This window comes from Marinobacterium lacunae (assembly GCF_000705555.1).
Lineage (GTDB): Bacteria > Pseudomonadota > Gammaproteobacteria > Pseudomonadales > Balneatricaceae > Marinobacterium_D > Marinobacterium_D lacunae.
Genome location: NZ_JMQN01000057.1, coordinates 56,749 through 79,026, shown reverse-complemented (window position 1 = coordinate 79,026; position 22,278 = coordinate 56,749). Strand labels below are relative to the sequence as shown.

At 55.4% G+C, this 22,278-nt stretch carries 19 protein-coding genes; 15 read left to right on the top strand and 4 right to left on the bottom strand.

Going from position 1 to position 22,278, the window contains the following annotated elements; translation table 11 throughout:
• Positions 1-64 precede the first annotated feature (64 nt).
• From ADIMK_RS18450 to dnaQ, 3 genes are read left to right on the top strand one after another with little or no spacing between them, the layout of a single operon-like run.
• Positions 65-841: a class I SAM-dependent methyltransferase gene (locus ADIMK_RS18450; protein ID WP_036191206.1), complete on the top strand. Its 777-nt coding sequence runs from the start codon at positions 65-67 to the stop codon at positions 839-841.
• A gap of 24 nt (positions 842-865) precedes the next feature.
• Complete coding sequence (gene rnhA / locus ADIMK_RS18445) at positions 866-1,306, top strand: ribonuclease HI (RefSeq protein WP_036191205.1); 441 nt, start codon at positions 866-868, stop codon at positions 1,304-1,306.
• Positions 1,303-2,022 carry a DNA polymerase III subunit epsilon gene (gene dnaQ / locus ADIMK_RS18440; RefSeq protein WP_036191204.1) on the top strand — a complete coding sequence of 240 codons (720 nt, stop codon included), beginning with the start codon at positions 1,303-1,305 and terminating at the stop codon, positions 2,020-2,022. The genes rnhA and dnaQ overlap by 4 nt, the downstream gene beginning before the upstream one ends.
• A 59-nt stretch (positions 2,023-2,081) precedes the next feature.
• Here the strand turns inward: dnaQ and nhaB are convergent, their stop codons facing one another.
• Positions 2,082-3,590, bottom strand: coding sequence for a sodium/proton antiporter NhaB (gene nhaB / locus ADIMK_RS18435; RefSeq protein WP_036191203.1), 1,509 nt, complete (start codon positions 3,588-3,590; stop codon positions 2,082-2,084).
• 287 nt (positions 3,591-3,877) lie between these two features.
• Between nhaB and nudC the strand changes: the two genes are divergently transcribed.
• A complete protein-coding gene (nudC, locus tag ADIMK_RS18430; RefSeq protein ID WP_231517088.1) occupies positions 3,878-4,579 on the top strand; it encodes an NAD(+) diphosphatase in 702 nt (233 codons plus the stop codon).
• 23 nt (positions 4,580-4,602) lie between these two features.
• On the opposite strand, the gene ADIMK_RS18425 is transcribed toward nudC, so the two are convergent.
• Positions 4,603-4,935 (bottom strand): SCP2 sterol-binding domain-containing protein, encoded by a 333-nt coding sequence (locus ADIMK_RS18425; protein WP_081849863.1) that lies wholly within the window; start codon positions 4,933-4,935, stop codon positions 4,603-4,605.
• Between the two features lie 104 nt (positions 4,936-5,039).
• Between ADIMK_RS18425 and sohB the strand changes: the two genes are divergently transcribed.
• From sohB to cydC, 7 genes are read left to right on the top strand one after another with little or no spacing between them, the layout of a single operon-like run.
• Positions 5,040-6,104 carry a protease SohB gene (gene sohB / locus ADIMK_RS18420; protein WP_036191202.1) on the top strand — a complete coding sequence of 355 codons (1,065 nt, stop codon included), beginning with the start codon at positions 5,040-5,042 and terminating at the stop codon, positions 6,102-6,104.
• Between the two features lie 60 nt (positions 6,105-6,164).
• Positions 6,165-6,821 carry a TetR/AcrR family transcriptional regulator gene (locus tag ADIMK_RS18415; RefSeq protein WP_036191201.1) on the top strand — a complete coding sequence of 219 codons (657 nt, stop codon included), beginning with the start codon at positions 6,165-6,167 and terminating at the stop codon, positions 6,819-6,821.
• Positions 6,822-6,823: 2 nt separating this feature from the next.
• Positions 6,824-7,303: a L,D-transpeptidase gene (locus ADIMK_RS18410; RefSeq protein ID WP_036191200.1), complete on the top strand. Its 480-nt coding sequence runs from the start codon at positions 6,824-6,826 to the stop codon at positions 7,301-7,303.
• A 7-nt stretch (positions 7,304-7,310) separates the two neighbouring features.
• A complete protein-coding gene (gene nagZ / locus ADIMK_RS18405; RefSeq protein ID WP_036191199.1) occupies positions 7,311-8,321 on the top strand; it encodes a beta-N-acetylhexosaminidase in 1,011 nt (336 codons plus the stop codon).
• Positions 8,322-8,324: 3 nt separating this feature from the next.
• Positions 8,325-9,461 (top strand): mechanosensitive ion channel family protein, encoded by a 1,137-nt coding sequence (locus ADIMK_RS18400; protein WP_081849862.1) that lies wholly within the window; start codon positions 8,325-8,327, stop codon positions 9,459-9,461.
• A gap of 19 nt (positions 9,462-9,480) precedes the next feature.
• A complete protein-coding gene (gene cydD, locus ADIMK_RS18395; protein WP_036191198.1) occupies positions 9,481-11,199 on the top strand; it encodes a thiol reductant ABC exporter subunit CydD in 1,719 nt (572 codons plus the stop codon).
• Positions 11,196-12,905 carry a thiol reductant ABC exporter subunit CydC gene (gene cydC / locus ADIMK_RS18390; RefSeq protein WP_036191197.1) on the top strand — a complete coding sequence of 570 codons (1,710 nt, stop codon included), beginning with the start codon at positions 11,196-11,198 and terminating at the stop codon, positions 12,903-12,905. The genes cydD and cydC overlap by 4 nt, the downstream gene beginning before the upstream one ends.
• A 24-nt stretch (positions 12,906-12,929) precedes the next feature.
• Here the strand turns inward: cydC and ADIMK_RS18385 are convergent, their stop codons facing one another.
• Positions 12,930-13,502 (bottom strand): CsiV family protein, encoded by a 573-nt coding sequence (locus ADIMK_RS18385; RefSeq protein WP_036191196.1) that lies wholly within the window; start codon positions 13,500-13,502, stop codon positions 12,930-12,932.
• Positions 13,499-16,954: a transcription-repair coupling factor gene (gene mfd, locus ADIMK_RS18380; RefSeq protein WP_036191195.1), complete on the bottom strand. Its 3,456-nt coding sequence runs from the start codon at positions 16,952-16,954 to the stop codon at positions 13,499-13,501. The genes ADIMK_RS18385 and mfd overlap by 4 nt, the downstream gene beginning before the upstream one ends.
• 214 nt (positions 16,955-17,168) lie before the next feature.
• On the opposite strand from mfd, the gene ADIMK_RS18375 reads away from it, so the two are divergent.
• The 4 genes from ADIMK_RS18375 (at position 17,169) to ADIMK_RS18360 (ending at position 22,278) form a co-directional block, all read left to right on the top strand.
• Complete coding sequence (locus tag ADIMK_RS18375) at positions 17,169-18,605, top strand: glyceraldehyde-3-phosphate dehydrogenase (RefSeq protein ID WP_036191194.1); 1,437 nt, start codon at positions 17,169-17,171, stop codon at positions 18,603-18,605.
• A gap of 342 nt (positions 18,606-18,947) precedes the next feature.
• Positions 18,948-20,288: a Na(+)-translocating NADH-quinone reductase subunit A gene (locus ADIMK_RS18370; RefSeq protein ID WP_036191193.1), complete on the top strand. Its 1,341-nt coding sequence runs from the start codon at positions 18,948-18,950 to the stop codon at positions 20,286-20,288.
• A gap of 12 nt (positions 20,289-20,300) precedes the next feature.
• On the top strand, positions 20,301-21,509 hold the full coding sequence (locus ADIMK_RS18365) for an NADH:ubiquinone reductase (Na(+)-transporting) subunit B (RefSeq protein WP_036191192.1): 1,209 nt from the start codon (positions 20,301-20,303) through the stop codon (positions 21,507-21,509).
• Positions 21,499-22,278, top strand: a complete 780-nt coding sequence (locus ADIMK_RS18360; RefSeq protein ID WP_036191191.1) for a Na(+)-translocating NADH-quinone reductase subunit C — start codon at positions 21,499-21,501, stop codon at positions 22,276-22,278. The genes ADIMK_RS18365 and ADIMK_RS18360 overlap by 11 nt, the downstream gene beginning before the upstream one ends.

Here is a 22,278-nt window from a genome sequence, read left to right as displayed (position 1 = left end):
GACCTCTAGGGTACTTTATAATGTCAATGATTGTTAATCTCGGGTTCGCAACAGCAGAGCAGATATGACCTTTCATCAGCGTCTTGATGTCAACCAGCTAACGCCTGCAATAATGCAATGGTTCGACTCTGCACTGGGCCAGGAACTTATCGAAGTCGAACAGAGTTTGCTTGAGCAGGTCTTGCCTACGCTTTTCGGTTACCACCTGCTTCAGATCGGCGTGGATAGTCGAAAACCGATGTTCGGCGCAAGTCCTGTTCCGCACCGTATCCTACTCGGCCCCAGTCTGGAGTTGGGTATGGACAAGCGCTCTATTGTGGCGTCGAACAGCGAGCTGCCGGTGCAGAGTGATACGATTGATGTGGTGTTGCTGCATCACGCGCTTGATTTCGCCGAGAATCCCCACCAGGTGTTGAGGGAGGCCGCGCGAGTCTTGCGACCCGGTGGCCATATGGTTGTGGTCGGGTTTAATCCGGCCAGCACATGGGGTATAGCGCGCTTTCTTCGCCGACGTAAGCTGGTGCCTTGGTCGGGACATTTTATCCGGCATGGACGGCTTCAAGATTGGCTGGGGTTACTGGAGCTGACGGAAGTGCGCTCACTGTCCGGTTTTTATATGCCGCCTTTTGAGAACTTGAGGCGACGTCAACGTTGCTCGTGGTTGCATACGCTGGCGCAGCGTGCCCCAGCCCATTCGGGGGCTGCCTTGATCGTTGTGGCACGAAAGGACGTTCCTGGAATGACACCCTTGCGAACGCCTTGGCGGCGCAAGTTGATCAGCCTGCCCGTAATAGAGCCAAAGCCGACTGCCAGGGGGCATATGCGCAATCGGCGTCGATAGTTTTTCTTTAAGGATTGTTTAGATTTGAAAGTGGTTGAGATATTTACCGATGGGGCCTGTAAAGGAAATCCGGGGCCAGGCGGCTGGGGGGCGATCCTGCGCAGTGGTCAGCATGAAAAAGAGTTGTACGGTGGTGAAGCGCATACCACTAATAATCGCATGGAAATGATGGCAGCCATTGCCGCGCTTGAGGCGCTTAATCAGTCGTGCAAGGTTACGATGACGACGGATTCGGAGTATCTGCGAAAAGGCATTACCGAATGGTTGGCCGGTTGGAAGCGTAAAGGCTGGAAGACGGCGTCGCGCCAGCCGGTTAAAAATGCCGACCTTTGGCAGAAGCTGGATGAGCTGGTTTCCCGGCACGAGATTGTTTGGAAATGGGTCAAGGGCCACAGCGGTCACCCCGAGAATGAGCGCGCCGATCAGCTGGCGAACAAGGGCGTAGAGGAGTTTGGTAAGCGATGAGTACACGGCAGATCGTGATGGATACGGAGACCACGGGTCTCGAGCCGGAAGAGGGGCATAACATCATCGAAATTGGCGGTGTTGAGCTTGAGCGTCGCCGCCTTACCGGGAATACATATCACCAATATATTCGGCCTGATCGTGAGGTGGATGCTGAAGCTTTTGCGGTTCACGGTATCAGTAATGAGTTTCTCGCCGATAAGCCCTCGTTTGCTGATATAGCGGATGAGTTTCTTGAGTTTGTGCGTGGCGCTGAGCTGATTATCCATAATGCGTCGTTCGATATCGGGTTCCTCGATAAGGAGCTTGAGCGTAACGGTTACAAAGAGCGCATGGCCGATATCTGTACTATCACAGACTCTTTGGCGCTGGCTCGGCGCAAGCATCCGGGTGCGAAGAACAACCTTGATGCCTTATGTCGACGCTACGAGATTGACAACTCCCACCGAGAACTTCACGGGGCCTTGCTCGACTCCGAAATACTGGCGGATGTTTATCTTGCGCTGACGGGCGGTCAGACATCGCTGCAGCTCGGACAGGATGGCAGTAACGGCGATGACGGAAATGGCGAGCCTTTAAGGCGGGTGGCGAACGCTGATGATCTTCCGGTAGTGAGCGCCTCTGAGGATGAGTTGGCAGCGCATGAAGCGTTTCTCGATCTGCTGGACAAAAAGGTAGGTGGCAGCTGTCTTTGGCGCAGCGCCTCTTCGGAGTAGGCGGCAACAGATGAATAAAAAACGCGGGCTGGGCCCGCGTTTTTTATATGGGAGTCTGCTTAATGCAGTTCGATAAGTACCATCATAAAAGCCACGCCGCTCATGACGATGGTGTATGGCAGTGCCATCAATACCATGCGACCGTAAGATAGGCGGATCAACGGTGCCAGTGCCGAGGTAAGCAGGAACAGGAATGCGGCTTGGCCGTTGGGTGTCGCCACACTGGGTATATTGGTGCCTGTGTTGATTGCGATGGCAAGACTGTCGAAATGCTCACGGCTGATGCTGCCGCTGTTGTAGGCATCAAGCACCTCGTTGATATAAACCGTCGCCACGAAGACGTTGTCGCTGATTGCTGAAAGTACGCCGTTGGCGACAAAGAATAAGCCAGGTTGCTGGGACTCTTCCATCGCTAGCACGGCATGGATGATCGGCTGGAACAGGTGCTGCTCATGTATAACTGACACAATGGTAAAGAACACGACGAGCAACGCGGTGAACGGCAGCGCTTCTTCAAATGCATGGCCGATCTGGTGCTCTTCAGTGATGCCGTTGAACGCCGTCAGTAAAACAATGACGGTAAGGCCGATGAGGCCAACCTCGGCGAGGTGGAACGCAAGCGCCAGTACAAGGAAGGCGGCCACGAGCATCTGGATGATGAGAATGGCGTGATCCCTTTTGGTCTGCTTCTTGTCCTGTTCGAGGGCGTATTCCAGCAGTATATTGCGCACGGAACGCGGCAGACGTGCGCCGTATCCGAACAATCGAGTTTTTTCCAGAAGCACGCACGTCAGCAGGCCTGCGGCCAATACCGGCATCGTAATCGGCGCCATCAGCTTGAAGAATTCGACGAAATCCCACCCGGCCTTCTGCGCGATAAGCAAGTTTTGAGGTTCGCCTACAAGTGTACATACGCCGCCCAGAGCGGTGCCGACTGCGCCGTGCATCAGCAGGCTGCGCAGGAACGCGCGGAACGTTTCGAGATCGTTGCGTTTGTCATCCTGTACCTGGCCATCATCAGAATGATCGTGCTCGATTAGCTCCATCTGCTTGCCCGATGCAACTTTGTGGTAGACGGCATAGAATCCGACACCAACACTGATCAGAACAGCGGTAACGGTAAGCGCGTCGAGAAATGCGGATAGAAATGCAGCAGAGAGGGAGAAAAGAAGTGCGAGAGTCGACTTCGATTTAACCTTGAGCAGAATCCGAGTGAATACCCAGAGCAGCATGCTCTTCATGAAATAGATGCCGGCCACCATAAACATAAGGAGCAGGATGACCTCAAGGTTGCCGGCGACTTCGTGATAGACCGATTCGGGGGAAGCAAGGCCAATTAACACGGCTTCGATTGCCAGTAGCCCGCCTGGCTGCAGTGGATAGCATTTGAGCGCCAGGGCCAGGGTGAAAATAAACTCGAAAATCAGTAGCCAGCCAGTGATGGCGGGGCCTACCGTGTACAGCAAAATGGGGTTCAGGATCAGGAATCCTACAACAGCCTGCTTGTACCAGGTCGGAGAGTTGCCGAGAAAGTTGCGCATGAGCGCCTGTGTCAGGGTTTGGCTCATCAGGTATGGGTTCCTATGCATTTCTTCTTGGTCGCCCTGCACCAAGGTCGTTTGTAATGGGTTTAATGAGACCCGGGGACGCATCGGTTGGCGCGGGGCGGGAAGTATCCCATACCCGGCGATATGCCTACTTGCGCCACGACAACTATTTGTCGAGGGCTGGTAACGCCCGCTGCAGTGCGGCCCAATCCTAGCAGTTGATCGCAAAGTGAGGAAGCTATGCTAACGTGTCCGTGAAGTTAGAGGAGATTCACGTGAAATATATGGTAAGCCATCAGGGAAGACTCTTGTCTGATCAAAACGGCGTTGCGCTGTTCCAGAAGCCCCCATTGATCGAGGATGAATGTGAGGCTCGATATCCTGTAGTCGACGGCGTTGAGTTGTTGGTACTGGCGTCAACGCCTGACGGTCATGAGCCGTTAGATCTTCGCGCATCACTGTCGCAATCCGATGCTGATCAGTTCGAGGTACTTGCGCGCGCGGCCCAGATCTCAGTCTGGCATGATCAGCACCGCTTTTGCGGTCGTTGTGGAACCCCTGCAAAGCCAGATAAGTTTGAGCTTGCGAAGGTGTGTTCGCAGTGTGGCCTAAGTGTCTACCCGAGAATCTCACCGTGCATTATTGTGCTGGTTGTCGATGGCGATCGGTGCCTTCTGGGGCACAATCCGCGTTTTCCGCCGGGCCGCTTCAGCACGCTGGCAGGCTTTATCGAGGCGGGTGAGACTGCGGAAGCTGCCGTGGCGCGAGAGGTTCGCGAGGAGGTAGGGGTGGAAGTCTCTAATGTCCGCTACGTAAAAAGTCAGTCATGGCCCTTCCCGCACTCACTCATGTTCGGTTTTATTGCCGACTATGCTGGCGGCGCGCTACAACCCGACGGGGTCGAGATTACTGAAGCCGGATGGTTCACGCGTGAGTCGTTACCTGATCTGCCGCCACGCTTTTCTATTTCGTACCAGTTGATCGAGCGCTTCTTACACGGGAGGCATTGAGATCTAGCCTTGGCGGCTGAGTCTTAGGATTTGCCGCCACTGAACAGCTTACCCAGCCGGGTTGCCAACATCACATTGCCTTCTGCGCGCAGCTGGCCTTTCATGAACGCGCTCATGCCGTCCTGTTCGCCTGTTACCACGCGGATAAGGGTTGCTTCATCCATGTGGAGCGTGATGTCCGGATCCTGATGCTCGCCGGGGCAGCCCAGGCATTGTTGATCGGCAATGGAAATATAGAAAGGCTTGGCGTCGCTCAGTCGAAACTGGAAGGTGGCGCAGAGCGATCCAGCCTGATCAGGGTTGAAGCGCGAAGGCAGTTTGTCGATGATCTGTTCTACAGTGATGGACGTACTCATGAGCGGCGTAAACCCTGTTCGAAAACCGTGTTTTAATCGTCGGTTATGTTACAGTACGCGCCCCCGCAGCGCTAATACCGTGTGCTGTGAGACAGGAGATGATAGTGACCGAATTTCTTGCTGATTATGGCCTTTTCCTGGCCAAGACATTGACCGTTATTATCGGCATTTTGCTTGTGTTATCGGGCGTTGGCTCGGTGGTCGCGCGGCGCAAGGAGGGGCGGGACGGGCACGTCGAAGTCAAGAATCTCAATCAGCACCTCGAAGAGATGCAGCAGGACATTGAGGATGAGGTTCTTGATGAGGAGCGTTTAAAACAACTCCACAAAGAGCAGAAAAAGCAAGATAAGCTTGAGGCGAAAGAGCGCAAGAAGGCCCTCAAAAGAGGGGAAGAGCCTGCTCCGGAGCGCAAGCGCATCTTCGTGCTCGATTTTGACGGCGACCTGCATGCATCTCAGGTGGACTGGCTGCGTGAAGAGATCAGTGCCGTTCTGACGCTTGCCCGAAAAGAGGACGAGGTTGTCGTCAGGCTCGAAAGCGGCGGTGGACTGGTGCACGGCTACGGTTTGGCTGCGTCTCAGCTTGAGCGTATTCGCAAGCGTGACATACCGCTGACAATCTGTGTCGATAAGGTGGCTGCAAGCGGGGGCTATATGATGGCCTGTATCGGTAATAAGCTGATCGCAGCGCCTTTTGCCCTCGTGGGGTCGATCGGTGTTGTGGCCCAGCTACCCAATTTCCATCGTATGCTCAAGAAGCACGATGTCGATTACGAGGTGTATACCGCGGGCGAATACAAGCGCACGTTAACGCTGTTTGGCGAGAATACCGAACACGGGCGGAAAAAGTTCATAGAGGAGCTGGAAGATACGCACGGACTGTTTAAGGAGTTCGTAAGTGAGTATCGACCGGAACTTGATCTTGAAAAAGTCGCCACAGGTGAAGTCTGGTTTGGTCGGCGGGCACTCGAAGTGGGTCTCATTGACGGTCTCGGCACCAGTGATGACTACCTTTTTGAGGCTTGCGAGAATGCGGATGTTTATCAGGTTCGATATGAGCTAAAAAAGGGTTTGCAAGAACGCTTGAGCGAACTGACGGTGCAGGTTGCTGATCGTACGGTGAATCGGCTGTCCCAGAAGCTGTATAACAGTCGTTTTTGGTCTCGCTGAAGCAGGGACTCCGCAAGGGTGTCATCTACCCTGGAGGGTTACAACTGAGGTGTTGGAAGAATGCAGGAATCAGATACCGCGACACGGATAGTATTGGCCGCCGAAGAGCTGTTTGCCGATCAGGGGTTTATCGAAACCACCATGCGGCAGATAACGACGCGTGCCGACGTCAACCTGGCTGCTGTCAATTACCACTATGGCTCCAAAGGTGGGCTTATCGAAGCTGTCGCCAAGCGCTTTCTGGATCCGTTGTGCGCGCAGCTTGATCAGCGCCTTGCCGAGCGTGAAGGAGATGACAGTGTCTCTCCCAGCGTCGATGAGCTGCTGGATACGCTTATGCGCGCGCTGCTCGTGGTTAAAGATGTAAACCCGCATGCGCTCTCATTATTCATGCGTCTGCTTGACCTTGCGTACGCGCCGGGGCAGGAGGAGCTGCGAGAGTTCTTGATTCAGGGGTACGGTGAACGGGTACGGCCGCTGATCGAGTTGGTGCGTAAAAACGCCGCACCTCTCGAATCCGATGAGTTTTTCTGGCGGCTTCATTTCCTGCTGGGTGCGATGATCTTTACGCTGTCCAACTATGCAACGCTAAGCGCCTTCTCGAACGAAGGGCGTGAGGCTGCTGCTGATATCGAAAGAACACTTCACCGCATGATTCCAGTCATTAGTGCGGGCTTTCAAGCGCGTGGTGAATCAACGTGGTTTTGTAGGGTGTAGGTGTGTTGCGAATCGAGATTTCAATCTCGGAGCAGCGGCTTCAGCTTTTTGAGCAGGACCGGGAAATCGGATGCTGGCCAGTGTCGACGGCAACGAATGGGGCCGGTGAACTGAATGGCAGCGGCTGCACACCCAGAGGGTTGCACTATATCCGCGCCTGTATCGGGGGTAGTGAGCCTCCCAACGCCGTTTTTGTCGGCAGGCGCCCAACGGGCGAGATTTACAGTCCGGCCCTTGCGAAAGCGTACCCCGGACGTGACTGGATTCTCACCCGAATTCTATGGCTGTGTGGCAGCGAGCCGGGCTTTAACCGGCTCGGTAATCGCGATTCACTGCGTCGCTTTATCTATATACATGGCACACCCGATACCGAACCGATGGGCGTGCCGCGCTCGCATGGATGTATCCGCATGCGAAATCAAGACTTGATCGCACTATACGACCGGATTGAGCCCGGTACGACTGTCGAAATTTTCGAATGAGGGAGTTATGACAACCGGATCCCTGATGTTGGACCTGGACGGTCTTGAATTGACGACCGACGAGCAACAGCTTTTGTCGCAACCCGAAGTGGGTGGTCTCATACTCTTTGCACGCAACTATGCTTCTCCAGTCCAGCTCACAGAGTTGATGCGCCAGGTGCGCGAGGTCAGGCCTGATATTTTGGTGGCCATCGATCAGGAAGGTGGGCGCGTGCAGCGAATCAGAGAGGGGGCGACCCGCCTGCCGCCGATGGCAGCTCTTGGGCACCTTTGGCAGCAGGATCAGAAACGGGCGGTCGCGGAGTCGGTAGAGCTCGGCTGGCTCATGGCAACCGAGTTGCGGGCTTTCGGGATCGATTTCAGTTTCGCGCCGGTTCTTGATATCGACTGGGCTCGCAGTGGTGTAATCGGTGATCGGGCCTTTTCCAATACAGCGGCAGGCGTAGCGGCACTGGCAACCGGTTTTATGCAGGGTATGCATGAGGCGGGTATGGCGGCTACCGGCAAACACTTCCCCGGACACGGTTGGGTAAGGGCTGATTCCCATCTCGATATTCCGGTGGACGAGCGCTCACTGGATCAGCTCGAAGCGCAGGATATCCGGCCTTTCGCTCATCTTATCGATGCGGGGCTTGATGCCATTATGCCTGCACATGTCATCTATTCGCACATGAGTGAGGAGCCTGCCGGCTTTTCCGAGTATTGGCTGCGTGATCAGCTGCGAGGACGTCTGGGATTCGAGGGCGTTATCTTCAGCGATGATTTGACAATGGAAGGCGCCAGCGTGGCTGGCGGCTTTCCGGCTCGTGCGGAAAAAGCGCTGCATGCCGGCTGCGATATGATACTGGTATGCAACAACCGGGGAGGAGCGCTTGAGGTGCTGGACTACCTGAGTCGTAATCAGGTTGAAGTATCACCGCGCCTTGCGAGGATGCGTGGGGGCGAAGGGCGTGACGTTTCGTCCGAACGACTGCAAAAGGCGCGCGTTATAGCGGCAGGCCTGATGGAAGGGGCTTGAGTTATGAATGAAGAGGTGCTTTTCGGCTGGCTGGAGCCTTTGATTGCCTACTTTCCAGCGATGCAGGACTACCACTGGCAGTTCGCCGTGCTGCTGGTCACACTCGGCTCCCTTATCCTCGCGCTTATAGTCGATCGCTTACTGTGCTATCTGGTGCGATCCCTGTCGAAGACATCGCCTGTTTGGGATGACCTGCTGATCGATGCCTTGCGCAGGCCCCTGATAATGCTGGTGTTGATGCTGGCGCTGACATTCTCGCTTCAACTGTCTGCTCCGCATCTTAAACTGGTCGCGAGCGAGTTGCCTGACCGTGTTCGCGAGGTGGGCTTTATTTTGCTTCTGAGCTGGACGCTGATCCGGTTCATTGCGCGGGCCGAGGAGGCGATTCTCCAGCGCGACAGCAGTATCGATCGCACCACGGCGGACGCGATCTGCAAGCTCTTGCGTCTCATCATCGTTGTGCTCACAGCGCTGGTGCTGATGCAATATCTTGGTTACAGCATCTCCGGAATATTGGCCTTCGGTGGCATTGGTGGTTTGGCTGTTGGTTTCGCTGCCAAGGATCTACTGGCCAACTTTTTCGGCGGCCTGATGATCTATCTCGACCGTCCGTTCAAGGTTGGTGATTGGGTTCGTTCTCCCGACAAGGAGATAGAAGGCGTCGTGGAGAAGATTGGATGGCGTTTAACGGTCATTCGCACCTTCGACAAACGGCCTCTGTATATACCGAACGCTACCTTTGCCAACATATCGGTCGAAAATCCGTCGCGCATGACCAACCGCCGTATTTTTGAATACGTCGGCGTGCGCTACGACGATGCGGGTGTCGTAAAGCAGGTGGTGGATCGGATTCGCGAGATGTTGACCACACACGAGGAGATTGATGAGCAGGATACGCTGTTTGTGCAGTTGAACCGTTTTGGTCCCTCATCACTCGACATCATGATCTACTGCTTTACTCACACAACGAACTGGGGGAAATACCTCGCAATACGCGAGGATGTGATGCTCCGTATTATCGACATCGTTGATGAGTTGGACGCCGAGATCGCGTTTCCGACAACGACGGTGCATCTGCAAGGGCAGGTGCCAGCTATGGCGGATGTGCCTCAGGACGAAGCAATTGAGACCCGCGCTTGATTGAAGGGGGGCGTGACGCGTGAGTTCACGTACTGAGAGTCGAAATCGTGCTCGCTGGTTAAAGTCGCGTGTGGGTGTCGAGCGGCGTTGGTTGATGCTGGCAATCATGTCGGGCTTGGCTGGCGGTGTCGCCATGGTGTTGCAGGCTGACCAACTGGCGACCATTTTGGCAGGCGTCGTCAGTGGGGAGGCGGAGCTGGGTGCGTACGCCTCAGCCCTGGGGTTGCTTCTGCTTGCGGTTGTATTGCGGGCAGTATTGGCATTTGTGCGCGAGGTGAGTGGTCAAAGGGCGTCTATCGGCATACGGCAGCGTTTGCGCGCCGAGTTGCTGGCCAAGCTTGACCGGCTCGGCCCCGGGTATTGTCAGCGGCACCTGACCGGCGAGTTAAGTGCGTTGCTTCTTGAGCAGGTAGAGGCGCTGGATGGCTACTTTGCGCGCTATCTGCCCCAGGTATCGCTATCCCTGGGGCTGCCGCTGGTTATTCTGTTGTTCATTCTTCCGTTGAACTGGGCTGTTGCGCTGATTTTCATTGTCACGGCACCGCTCGTGCCGCTCTTTATGGCCTTGGTCGGGATGAAAGCGGCGGCTGCCAACAGGCGAAACTTCCAGGCCCTGGCAAACCTGTCGGCCTATTTCCTCGATTTGGTACAGGGCCTTGCTACGCTGAAGCTGTTTCAGCGCAGTCAGGGTGAAGCGCAGGTGCTCAGTGAGGTGTCTGACGCGTTTCGTGTGCGCACCATGGAGGTGTTAAGGCTTGCATTCCTGTCTTCGGCGGTGCTTGAGTTCTTTGCCTCAGTCTCTATCGCGCTCACCGCGGTATATTTAGGCTTCAGTTTTCTCGGCGAATTGAACTTCGGAACCTGGAGTGATCCGGTCACGCTTTATCAGGCGTTGTTTATCCTCGTGCTTGCGCCTGAATTTTACCTGCCGTTACGAGAGCTCGGGACACACTATCACGCCAAGCAGGAAGCGATGGCGGCGAGCGAGCGTTTGAAAACACTTCTGGATGAAGTGGAGCAGCAAGAAGAAACGGGAAACGTTGCGCTGGGCGGTGCTCCGGTGACGATTACGTTTCGTGATGTTGAGTTGATCTACCCCGGCCGCGAACAGCCGGTGCTGAAGGGCGTGAACCTGACGCTGGCCGCTGGAGAACGCATAGCAGTTCGTGGTCCAAGTGGCGCCGGAAAATCCTCACTGATGAATCTTCTGTTGGGATTTTATCCGGTCAGTGGAGGCGTTTTGTCCGTCAATGGGGAGTCTCTTGATAGGCTTGACCGTGATGGATGGCTGCATTCGATCGCATGGGTCAGCCAGCAGACGACGCTTTTTGCCGGAACGTTGAGGGATAATCTCCGGCTGGCAAGAGCATCTGCCACCGAGGAGGAGTTGCTGCAGGCCTGTACTGATGCCCATGTCACTGAGTTTCTCGAGCGTTTGCCCGGCGGGCTCGACTCTGAGATCGGAGAGGCGGGTCTGGGGCTGTCGGGAGGGCAGATACAGCGAATAGCACTGGCCAGAGCATTTCTGAAGGATGCGCCGGTGCTGTTGCTGGATGAGCCCACGGCCAATCTCGATGTGCAGAGCGAAGCCTTGGTGCTGGAGGCGCTCAATCGCCTCTGTCAGGGACGTACGGTATTGATTCTGACTCACCGGGAAGCGGCTCAGTTGAATGCGGATCGTGTTCTTGAGCTGGTCGATGGGTGCCTGGTTCCGTACCGGAAGGGGGGCGTGCAATGAAGTTACTCTGGCCATACATCCGTCAAATGCGTGCCCATATCGGGTGGGTTGTACTCGGCTCGGCGCTGGGCTTGCTTACATTGGTCGCCAGCATTGGACTGTTAACGCTGTCGGGGTGGTTTATAACGGCGACTTCGCTTGCCGGTGTGGCGGCGGGGTTCAACTATTTCACCCCGGGGGCGGGCGTCAGGGGATTTGCTATTTTGCGCACGGCCGGCCGTTATGGTGAGCGTCTGGCCTCGCATGAGGCGACATTCCGCCTTATTGCGCGATTACGCACCTGGTTTTACCGCTGCATGGAGCCGCTTCGACCTGCACGTCTTAATGCTATAGGTTCCGCCGAGCTACTCAGTCGGCTGATTGCCGATATCGGCGCCATGGACAACCTTTATCTGCGGATACTCTCTCCCAGCCTGATCGCGATTGTGGTCGTAGCGTTTGTCTGTGGTTTTGTCTCGATCTATAGCGGTGCGCTGGCACTGATCGCACTGGCAGGCTTTGTGTTGGCCGGTTTGCTGGTGCCGGTGGTCGGCTACGCGCTGGGTGCTGTGCCCGGTGCCCAGCAGTCCCGCTATCAGTCACAGTTGCGGCTGCGTCTTATCACGCTGATACAGGGTATGGCTGATCTTCGCATCTATGGTGGGATGGCGCGGGCCCAGGCGAGTGTCGAGGAAAGCCAGCAGAGCTACCTGGGTACTCAGGTCAGAATGGGTAGAATCACGGCGCTGGTAAACGCACTCATTCTGCTGATCGCCGGTGGAACGCTGATTGCCGTTCTGGTTGTAGGTGTGTCGCTTGTTCATGAGGGCGCGCTGGAGGCCATTGAGCTTGCGATGCTGCTGTTTTGTGTTTTGGCCGCATTCGAGGCGGTGTCGCCTTTGCCGCTAGCTTATCAATACTTGGGGAAAACACGGGAATCGGCCGCGCGGTTGGCTGTTGTTGCGCAGAGTAAGCCGGAAAACCTCTTTCCAGCGAGCGGGCCTGCGCCATCGAGCCCCGGAGCTATACAGTTTGCTGATGTAGTGTTCGGATATGGTCATGGCGTGGCGCTCGATGGTGTGAGCTTCAATGTTGAGGCTGGTGAAAAGGTCATGATCATGGGGCACTCCGGCAGCGGTAAGAGTTCTTTGATCAATCTCCTTGTGCGCTTCTGGGATCCTGATTCTGGCGTCATCCAATTGGGGGGGGAAGCGATCGAGCGCTATACCGAAGAGACTTTGCGTCGCCAGGTGAGCGTAATGGGACAGCCGGTCCAGCTCTTCGCCGGCACTGTTCGTGACAATCTGAAGGTGGGAAATGACCAAGCGCCTGATCAGCAGATGATGGATTTGCTTGAACGTCTGGGTCTGGCTCAGGCGCTGGACGGCAAAGGGCTTGATTATCAGGTTGGTGAGGCGGGCTCGCGTTTATCGGGTGGCCAGCGCAAGCGACTGGCGTTGGCAAGAGCCCTGTTGAGAGAGGCGCCTATACTGTTGCTGGACGAGCCGACCGAAGGGTTGGATCGGGACAGTGCAGAGGCTGTTCTGGATCTGGTCTTGAACTATCGAGACGGGCAGACGGTGCTGTTTATAACGCACCATACCTCGGCACTCAATCGCTTCGACAAGGTAATTTTGATGGATCAGGGGCGGGTGCTGGAGCAGGGTAGCGTTCCAGTGCTTCTGGCGGATGTCGAAAGTCGGATCAACCAGCTCAAATCACTCTAGTGGTTTGAGCTGGTGAATGAATCGTTAGCGTAGTGGATTGATGATCACCAGCATGCCGAAGTGCGGGTGGTCGAGGTAATGCAGTTGCTCGGAGCGCATGCGCCGAGACTGTTTGAAGCGATAGCGCGGTGACGCAGTTTCGGCCGCGGCGGAGCGGCTCAGCAGTAGGTCAGGCTTGAAATGCAGGTAGCGTCCGCGGTCAACCTTAATAACGCCATCGACTCGACCATCCCCTGATTGAATTCGAACATACGGATTGCGGCCGGTGCTGACGTTCTGATACCAGCCGCCGTGCCAGAGAATCTGGTAACCCTCGCGGCGCAGGCGAGCGGCGTCGTCCCCTAGTTGAAATCGATCACGCGGCAGTGATTCAAGCTGGCTGAACGGCAGTCCGTTGTAGGGGCTCGGCTGGCTCGATTCCGCGATGGCAGGAGGGGGGGAGTTGGCGTCCATCAGCTCATACGGGGCGGCACCATCGCCATAACCACTCTGCGAAAAAATCAACACTTCGACTGTGTAATCGCCCTGTGCAGCCTGGGCAGAAAATGCGCAGGCCATCAGCAAAGCAGCAAGCAGGGCGTTGAATCGTGTAATCATTTGTCTCCCTCATTGGGTGTCAGCTGGCTGAGCAGCCCTTCAATACAGTGGAAGCGATCTTCCGGTTTCGACATGGGCAATGTAAAGCGCAACGCGCTGGCGCCATCCAGTTTATAACGGTTGGGTTGCTGTTGTACCAGTGTGACCAGTGTGAGCGGTTCGACATTTGTGTCGCTGCTGAATTCGAGTCGTCCGCCGCGGTCGTTAGCCTCCAGTTTTTCAATACCCAGTCTATCGGCCCGCAATTTGATTGCCGTGAGGCGGAACAGGTTACGTGTCTGAGGCGGCAGGAGTCCGAAGCGATCGATCATTTCGACTTGAAGCTCATCAAGCGCCTTGGCGGATTCAGCATTTGATATCCGCTTATACATGATCAGTCGGTTGTGTACGTCAGGCAGATAATCATCGGGTATCAGTGCCGGTATACGCAGATTGATTTCGCTACCGTGATGCATCGGCTTGTCGAGATCCGGCGTCTTGCCGTCCTGAATGGCCTTGATCGCCTGATCAAGCATCTCCATGTACAAGCTAAAGCCGATGCTTTGTATCTGTCCGCTTTGCTCTTCGCCAAGCAGTTCACCGGCGCCGCGAATCTCCAGGTCGTGGGTGGCCAGTGTGAATCCGGCCCCGAGCGTGCTCGACTGGCTGATCGCTTCAAGTCGTTTTACGGCGTCCGGTGTCATCGATTTCGGTGGCGGGGTAAGCAGGTAGGCATACGCCTGGTGGTGCGATCGCCCGACACGGCCGCGCAGTTGGTGCAGTTGGGCAAGCCCAAACTTGTCGGCACGCTCGATGATGATGGTATTGGCATTTGGGACGTCAATGCCAGTTTCGATAATCGTTGTGCAGACCAGTACATTAAACCGTTTGTGGTAGAAGTCGGTCATTACCTGTTCAAGCTCGCGTTCACGCATTTGGCCGTGACCGACGGCAACGCGGGCTTCGGGCACTAATTCCGACACAGCACGAGCCGATTGCTCGATACTTTTGACTTCGTTATGGAGGTAGTAAACCTGACCGCCGCGCAGAAGCTCACGCAGAATGGCTTCTTTGAGCAGGGGTTTGTCCGACTCGCGTACAAATGTCTTGACCGAAAGTCGGCGCGCAGGCGGAGTGGCGATAATCGAAAGATCTCGAATGCCTGACATGGCCATATTGAGCGTACGTGGGATCGGTGTTGCCGTCAGTGTCAGAATGTCCACTTCTGCGCGAAGCGATTTCAGCCGCTCCTTCTGCTGAACGCCGAATCGATGCTCCTCGTCGATGATCACCAGCCCAAGTGATTTGAACTGTAGATCGCCCTGAAGCAGCTTGTGCGTCCCAATCAATATATCGACTTTGCCGGCGTTGACGTCCTGTGCGATCGCCTGTTGCTGTTTGGCACTTCTAAACCGCGAGATCAGTTCGATGTTGACAGGCCAGTCGGCGAAACGGTCCCGAAAATTGTCGAAATGCTGTTGGGCGAGCAGGGTGGTGGGTACGAGAACCGCAACCTGCTGTCCAGCCTGCACGGCAACGAAAGCCGCGCGCATGGCTACTTCAGTTTTACCGAAGCCAACATCCCCGCACACCAGGCGGTCCATGGGGCGTGGGGCTCGCATATCCTGTACGACGGCATCGATGGCGTTGGCCTGATCAAGGGTCTCTTCAAACGGGAAACCGCTGGAAAACTGGCGGTAGGACTCTTCGGGGCAGTCGAAGCTTCGACCTTCGCGCGCGGCGCGTCTGGCGTAAATGTCGAGCAGTTCTGCAGCGCTGTCGCGCACCTTTTCGGCGGCTTTGCGGCGGGCCTTGCTCCATTGTTCTGTGCCCAGACGATGCAGAGGCGCGGCCTCGTCCGACGCACCGGAGTAACGGCTGATCAGGTGCAGCGAAGAGACAGGCACATACAGTTTGGCGTTATTCGCGTATTCGAGAGTCAGAAACTCATTGACCTCGCCCTCTGTCTCGATGGTTTGAAGGCCAAGGTAGCGACCGACTCCGTGGTCAATGTGAACGACCGGCGAGCCTATGTTGAGTTCGGACAGGTGGCGAACAGATTGTTCACTGTCGGTTTTCTCCCGCTCGCGCCGACGTCGTTGAAAGACCTGCTGACCGAAAAGCTGGGTTTCGGTAATGACCTGCAGCGAATCTCGAAGATTAAGCCCCTGTTCAAGCGGATAAACCGTAATGCCCAGAGGCGTCGGGGAGGCGAGGAAATCACTCCACCCGCTGTACTCCCGCAGTTTGAGTCCGCTGCGGTTTGCCAGACTGATCAGTGCCTCGCGGCGACCTGCCGATTCGGCGCAGAGCAGCAAGGGTTGGCCGGATTCCTCATGCAGCTTTCTGAACAAAGAAAGCGGGTCGTCGGCACCCTGGCCAGCTGTGAGGTTTGGGGGTGTTTCGCAGGGCAGGTTGTCACGACCCGGACGGCGCTCCTCTTCATCCGGCGTGAGGCGAATGGCCGGGTAGGCTTTTAAAGCAGTGTTGAGCGCTTCCGGCGGCAAGAATAACCGCTCGGGTTTTATCACGGGCCGCTGGAGATCCCAGGCGCGGTCGTTGTGACGGGTCTCAACCTCTTGCCAGAATTGCTGAGCGGCCTGGTTCAGGCCTGCTTCCTGGACGAGAAGCGTATTGTTAGGCAAATAATCGAACAATGTGGCGCAGTGATCAAAGAACAGCGGCAGGTAATACTCGATACCGGCGGGTGTAAGCCCTGATGCTACATCCTGATAAACCGGGCAGCGGGTGTAATCAACATCGAACTGCTCACGCCAGCGCTGCTTAAAGTGGTTTATCGCATCTTTATTAAACGGGTACTCACGGGCGGGCAGCAGCCGGATGCGGTCTATCTGCTCGATCGATCGCTGGTTTTCGGGGTCGAATGTCCTCAGTGTGTCGATCTCATCATCAAACAGATCGATGCGATAGGGTGTGTCGCTGCCCATCGGAAACAGGTCGATCAGTGCGCCGCGGATGGCAAATTCGCCATGTTCGTAAACAGTGTCGACAAGGGTGTAGCCAGCGTCGACGAGCCGTGAACGCATCTGCTCGGGATCAATTTGTTGCCCGCGCTCGAGCCATAACGAGTTGCCGCTAACGAAGCTTGGCGGTGCGATGCGCTGCATCAGCGTCGGGGCTGGCACAACAAGCACGCCGGTCGACATCTCCGGCAATTTATAAAGCGCTTCTATACGGGTTGATACAATATCCTGATGCGGTGAAAAATTATCGTAAGGGAGGGTTTCCCAGTCGGGGAACAGATGTACCGGGTATCCGGTATCGCAAAAGAAACCGATCTCGCTGCGGGCTCTTGAGGCGCTTTCGCTGTCACGGCAGACCAGCAGAATGGGACCCTTGTGCTGTTCGCTGAGTGCGCGGACGAGCAATCCCGTTGCACTGCCCAGCACGTTGCCGATGCGCTTGAGGTCACCGGGACTATGGGGAAGTGGGGGCTGGATGCGGCTGGGCACGCTTAACTCCTTTAATGAACGACCCTTTGATGAGCGCACTATTCTAGCGATGCGCGAGCTAAATCGCAGCCCGAAAGGCACTTGATTCGAAAGCACTAAGGGTTAAATGGTCCTGTGGGACAAAAGTCTAGCCAGCGTTGTTTGCCCAGCGCCCCGTAAACAGGGATAATACGCGCACCCAAATTGAGCTGACACAATTTCGGAGTTTCCGCCCGTGACCCAAGAACTGATTTTAGCCGACTGGAATGCCCGTGAAGCGATCGCTGAAGCGATGGTACCTCTGGTTGGTCGTCTTTACCGTGACCGCAATGTAGAAATTTCGATCTTCGGTCGACTGATCGTCAAGCGTTCCGTAATCGATATTCTCAAAGCTCACCGCTTTGTGCGCCAGGTAGAAGGCGAAGAACTGTCTGTTGTCGACACCTTTCCGGTGCTCGAGGCGGTCAGTGAAATGGGCGTGAATAACGCTCATATCGATATCGGCAAGCTGGCGGTCAAATTCCGCGCCGAAGGCAATGGCCGTGCCCTTAAAGAGTTCCTTGAAATTGAACTTGAAGGTGCCAGCGATCCTGACAGCGATACACCGTCTACTGACGTTGTGCTTTACGGTTTCGGCCGTATCGGTCGTCTGTTGGCTCGGTTGATGATCGACCGCTCTGGTGCAGGTCATTCGCTGAGTCTCAAGGCGATTGTTGTACGTAAGGGTTCTGCTGCCAATGATCTGGAGAAGCGTGCCAGCCTGCTGCGCCGCGACTCTGTGCATGGATCGTTCAAGGGAACCATCCTTGTTGACGAAGAGAGCCAGTCTCTGATCGTAAACGGCAACCTGATCAAGGTTATCTTTGCCGACTCGCCTGACAATATCGACTACACCCAGTACGGCATTAACAATGCGCTGGTCATCGACAATACCGGTAAGTGGCGCGATGAGGCCGGTCTCTCGCTGCACCTGAAGTCCAAGGGTGTTGCGCGTGTCATTCTGACTGCACCTGGCAAGGGCGTTAAAAATATCGTCATGGGTGTTAACGACAGCGATGTCGTCGACTCTGACAAGATTCTGTCCGCAGCGTCTTGTACGACTAACGCGATTGTGCCGGTTCTCAAGGCGATGAACGACAAGTACGGTGTGGCCAATGGTCATGTCGAGACCGTTCACTCCTACACCAACGACCAGAACCTGATCGACAACTACCATAAAGGTGATCGTCGCGGTCGCGCGGCTGGTCTGAATATGGTGTTGACCGAAACAGGTGCTGCCAAGGCGGTTGCCAAGGCATTGCCAGAGCTGGAAGGTAAGCTGACCGGAAACGCAATTCGTGTACCGACGCCGAACGTATCGATGGCGATCCTGAATCTCAATCTCGAAAAAGAGGTCGAGAAAGAGGAGCTGAACGATTACCTGCGCAACATTGCGTTGCACTCCAAGCTGCAGAAGCAGGTTGACTACAGCAACTCTCCGGAAGCTGTTTCCAGCGATTTCGTTGGCTCACGTGCGGCAGGTGTTGTAGACGGTCTTGCTACCATTACCAGCGGCAAGAGCTGTGTACTGTACGTGTGGTATGACAACGAGTTTGGCTATAGCTGCCAGGTCGTCCGTCTGGCGCAGCGTATCGCTAAGTGCACCTTGCCGGCCTATCCGATCGAAGCGTGATCGGGTACGCCACTGAAAAATAGAAAAAACCGCCTTCGGGCGGTTTTTTTGTGTGTGGGGCGGCAGGTAGGAAAGCTAAACGCTATTAGATTGATTGGTTCTAAACTTGCGTCTTTTGGTCGTAAGGGGCTGGATAATTGCCACTGAAAGTGCCTGATCGGAAAGGTACTTTGTAGAAAAATGACAGGACGCTCAGGTATACTTGTGCGGATTTTTGGGTGGGGCCTGAAAAAGCAGCGCTAGACGTTCCGAAGCGCGCATCCAGATGTGTGTATCGGACAGGGGGGAGCGTTCAGGGCGGATTTCAGGCGCCAGTAAAGTTTATTCGATTAGGTGAGGCGTATGATCAAGATCAATAAAGGTCTGGATCTACCTATTACAGGTGCACCCGAGCAGACTGTTTCCGACACTGTCGCCGTGCGTTCTGTAGCCCTTGTAGGACCGGACTATGTCGGCATGAAGCCGTCTATGGCGGTTAAAGAGGGAGACCGGGTCAAGCTCGGTCAGGTGATCTTTACCGATAAAAAAACACCAGGGGTTCAATACACCGCACCGGGTGCAGGCGTGATTCGCGAAATCAATCGCGGTGAGCGTCGTGTCCTGCAATCCGTTGTGATCGAGTTGGATGACCAGGAAGAAGCGTTAGAGTTCCCGAGTTTTTCGGCCGATAAGCTCGGTTCTTTGAGCCGTGAGCAGGTTGAGGAAACACTCGTGCAGTCCGGTCTCTGGACAGCGTTTCGTACTCGGCCTTTCAGTCGAGTGCCTCAGGTTGGTACCACTCCCAACTCTATCTTCGTAACCGCCATCGATACCAATCCGTTGGCAGCGGATCCGGCTGTTGTAATAAAAGAGCAGGCGGATGCGTTTTCGCAGGGGCTTCAGGTTCTGACGTGTGTCGGTGCCAAGAATGTATTTCTTTGTACCGCTCCGGGCGCAGGTTTGCCATCGGTCGATGGCGTAAAAACCGAAGAGTTTGCAGGTGTTCACCCTGCAGGCAACGCCGGTACGCATATTCATTTCCTTGATCCGGTTTCGCGCGAAAAAATCGTGTGGACAATCGGTTATCAGGATGTCATCGCAATCGGAAAGCTGTTTGTCGAAGGCAAATTGTCGGTTGAGCGCGTCATTGCACTCGGCGGCCCGCAGGTCGACAAACCTGCCCTGCTAAAAGTGCGCCTTGGCGCCTCTCTCGATCAGGTTGTCGCTGGTCGTGCCCAGGGTGATAACAACCGTGTTATCAGTGGTTCAGTCTGGAACGGTGCGAGCGCTGAAGGCCCGCTGGCGTATCTTGGCCGCTACCACACGCAGGTGAGCGTGTTGGAAGAGGGTTCAAAACGCGAGTTCATGGGGTGGGTCTCGCCCGGTGCTGAGAAGTTCTCGGTGTTGAACATGTTTGCCTCCATGCTATCACCGGGCAAGAAGTTCAATTTCACGACCACCACTAACGGTTCAGAGCGCGCCATGATTCCTGTCGGTCAGTTCGAAGGACTGATGCCGTTGGATATCCTGCCGACCCAGTTGCTGCGCGCACTGGTGACAGGTGACATCGTGACAGCGATGCAGCTCGGTTGTCTGGAGCTGGATGAAGAGGACCTTGCTTTGTGCACCTTCGCGTGCCCGGGTAAGTATGAGTACGGTCCTATCCTGCGTGACAACCTGACGCGCATCGAGCAAGAAGCGTAAGCGAGGCAGGCCATGAGTTTGAGATCTATTCTGGATAATCTCGAGCCGCACTTTCACAAGGGCGGTAAATACGAGAACTGGTACGCGCTTTACGAGGCGGTCGATACCATTTTCTATACGCCGGGCAAGGTGACCAAGAGCGCAGCTCACGTTCGTGATGCTGTTGACCTCAAGCGCATCATGATTCTGGTGTGGATGTGTACATTCCCGGCGATTTTCTTCGGTATGTACAACGTTGGTTTGCAGGCCAACTCGGCTATGGCAGATCTCGGTCTGACCGAGTCTACTGGCTGGCGCGGTGCCATTGCGGCTGCCCTGACAGGTTTTGATCCGAACAGTGTTTGGGACAACATCATTCACGGCGCGGTCTACTGGCTGCCGATCTATATCACTACATTCGTAGTGGGTGGTTTCTGGGAAGTGCTGTTCGCCATGAAGCGCGGCCATGAAGTCAACGAAGGTTTCTTCGTGACCTCTGTGCTCTTCTCGCTGATTCTGCCGCCGACAATTCCTCTGTGGCAGGTGGCGCTGGGCATCAGCTTTGGCGTTGTTATCGGTAAAGAAGTCTTTGGCGGTACCGGCAAGAACTTCCTGAACCCGGCATTGACCGCGCGTGCGTTCCTGTTCTTCGCGTATCCGGCCAACATGTCCGGCGACGCGATCTGGACGGCTGTTGACGGTTTCTCCGGTGCGACGCCGCTGGGCCTTGCAGCCGCAGGTGGCGTTGACCAGATTCTAGCCAACAACATTACTTGGATGGACGCTTTTATTGGTACGATTCAGGGTTCGGTCGGTGAGACCTCTACCTTGGCGATCCTGATCGGCGGTCTGATCATCATGTTTGCGCGTATCGCGGCGTGGCGTATCGTTGCCGGTGTATTCCTCGGCATGGTAGGCATGTCGGTGCTGTTCAATATGATTGGCTCCGACACCAACCCGATGTTCTCGGTGCCATTCTATTGGCATATGGTGCTGGGTGGTTTCGCCTTCGGTATGTTCTTTATGGCAACCGATCCGGTCTCCGCTTCGATGACCAACACCGGTAAATGGGTATTCGGTGCCCTGATCGGTGTGATGGTGATACTCATCCGCGTTGTGAACCCGGCCTTCCCTGAAGGGATGATGCTGGCGATTCTGTTTGCCAACCTGTTCGCCCCGCTGATCGACAACTTTGTGGTGCAGGCGAATATCAAACGGAGGATGAAGCGCAATGTCGTCTAATAACGATACTATCGGTAAAACGCTTACCGTTACGATCCTGCTTTGCGTAATCTGCTCCGTGGTCGTGTCCGCTGCAGCGGTTATGCTCAAGCCCAAACAGGTGGCAAACAAGGATCTGGACCGTAAGTCCAATATCTTGGCAGCTGCCGGCATTTCAGATCCTTCCAAGTCCGTGGATGAGCTGTTCAAGCAGATCACTACGCGCTATGTCGATCTGGATAGTGGCAAGTTCGTAGAAGCGCCTGTTGCTAACTACGATGTCAGAAAGGCTGCCAAGGATCCTCAGTTGGGTGAGAAACTCAGCCGTAGCGAAGATATCGCGTCAATTAAGTATCAGGCAAAGGTTATGCCTGTTTACTTGATCGAATCCGGCGATGGCAATATTGAAAAGGTGATCCTGCCTGTTCACGGTTACGGTCTGTGGTCTACGCTGTATGGTTTCCTTGCACTGGAAGGTGACCTGAATACAGTGGTCGGCCTTGGCTTCTACTCGCATGGCGAGACGCCGGGTCTGGGTGGTGAAGTCGATAACCCGATCTGGAAAGGGCTCTGGCCGGGTAAGAAAGTCTACGGCTCCGATACCAGCGATCCTGAAATTCATCTGGTCAAGGGTGGTGTGGATCCGTCTGCGCCGGAAGCCGAGTACAAGGTTGATGCACTGTCCGGTGCAACGCTGACCAGTAACGGCGTGACCCACCTCATCCAGTTCTGGATGGGTAAAAATGGTTATGCGCCGTTCCTGAATAACCTGCGTGCAGGGGAGGCCTAA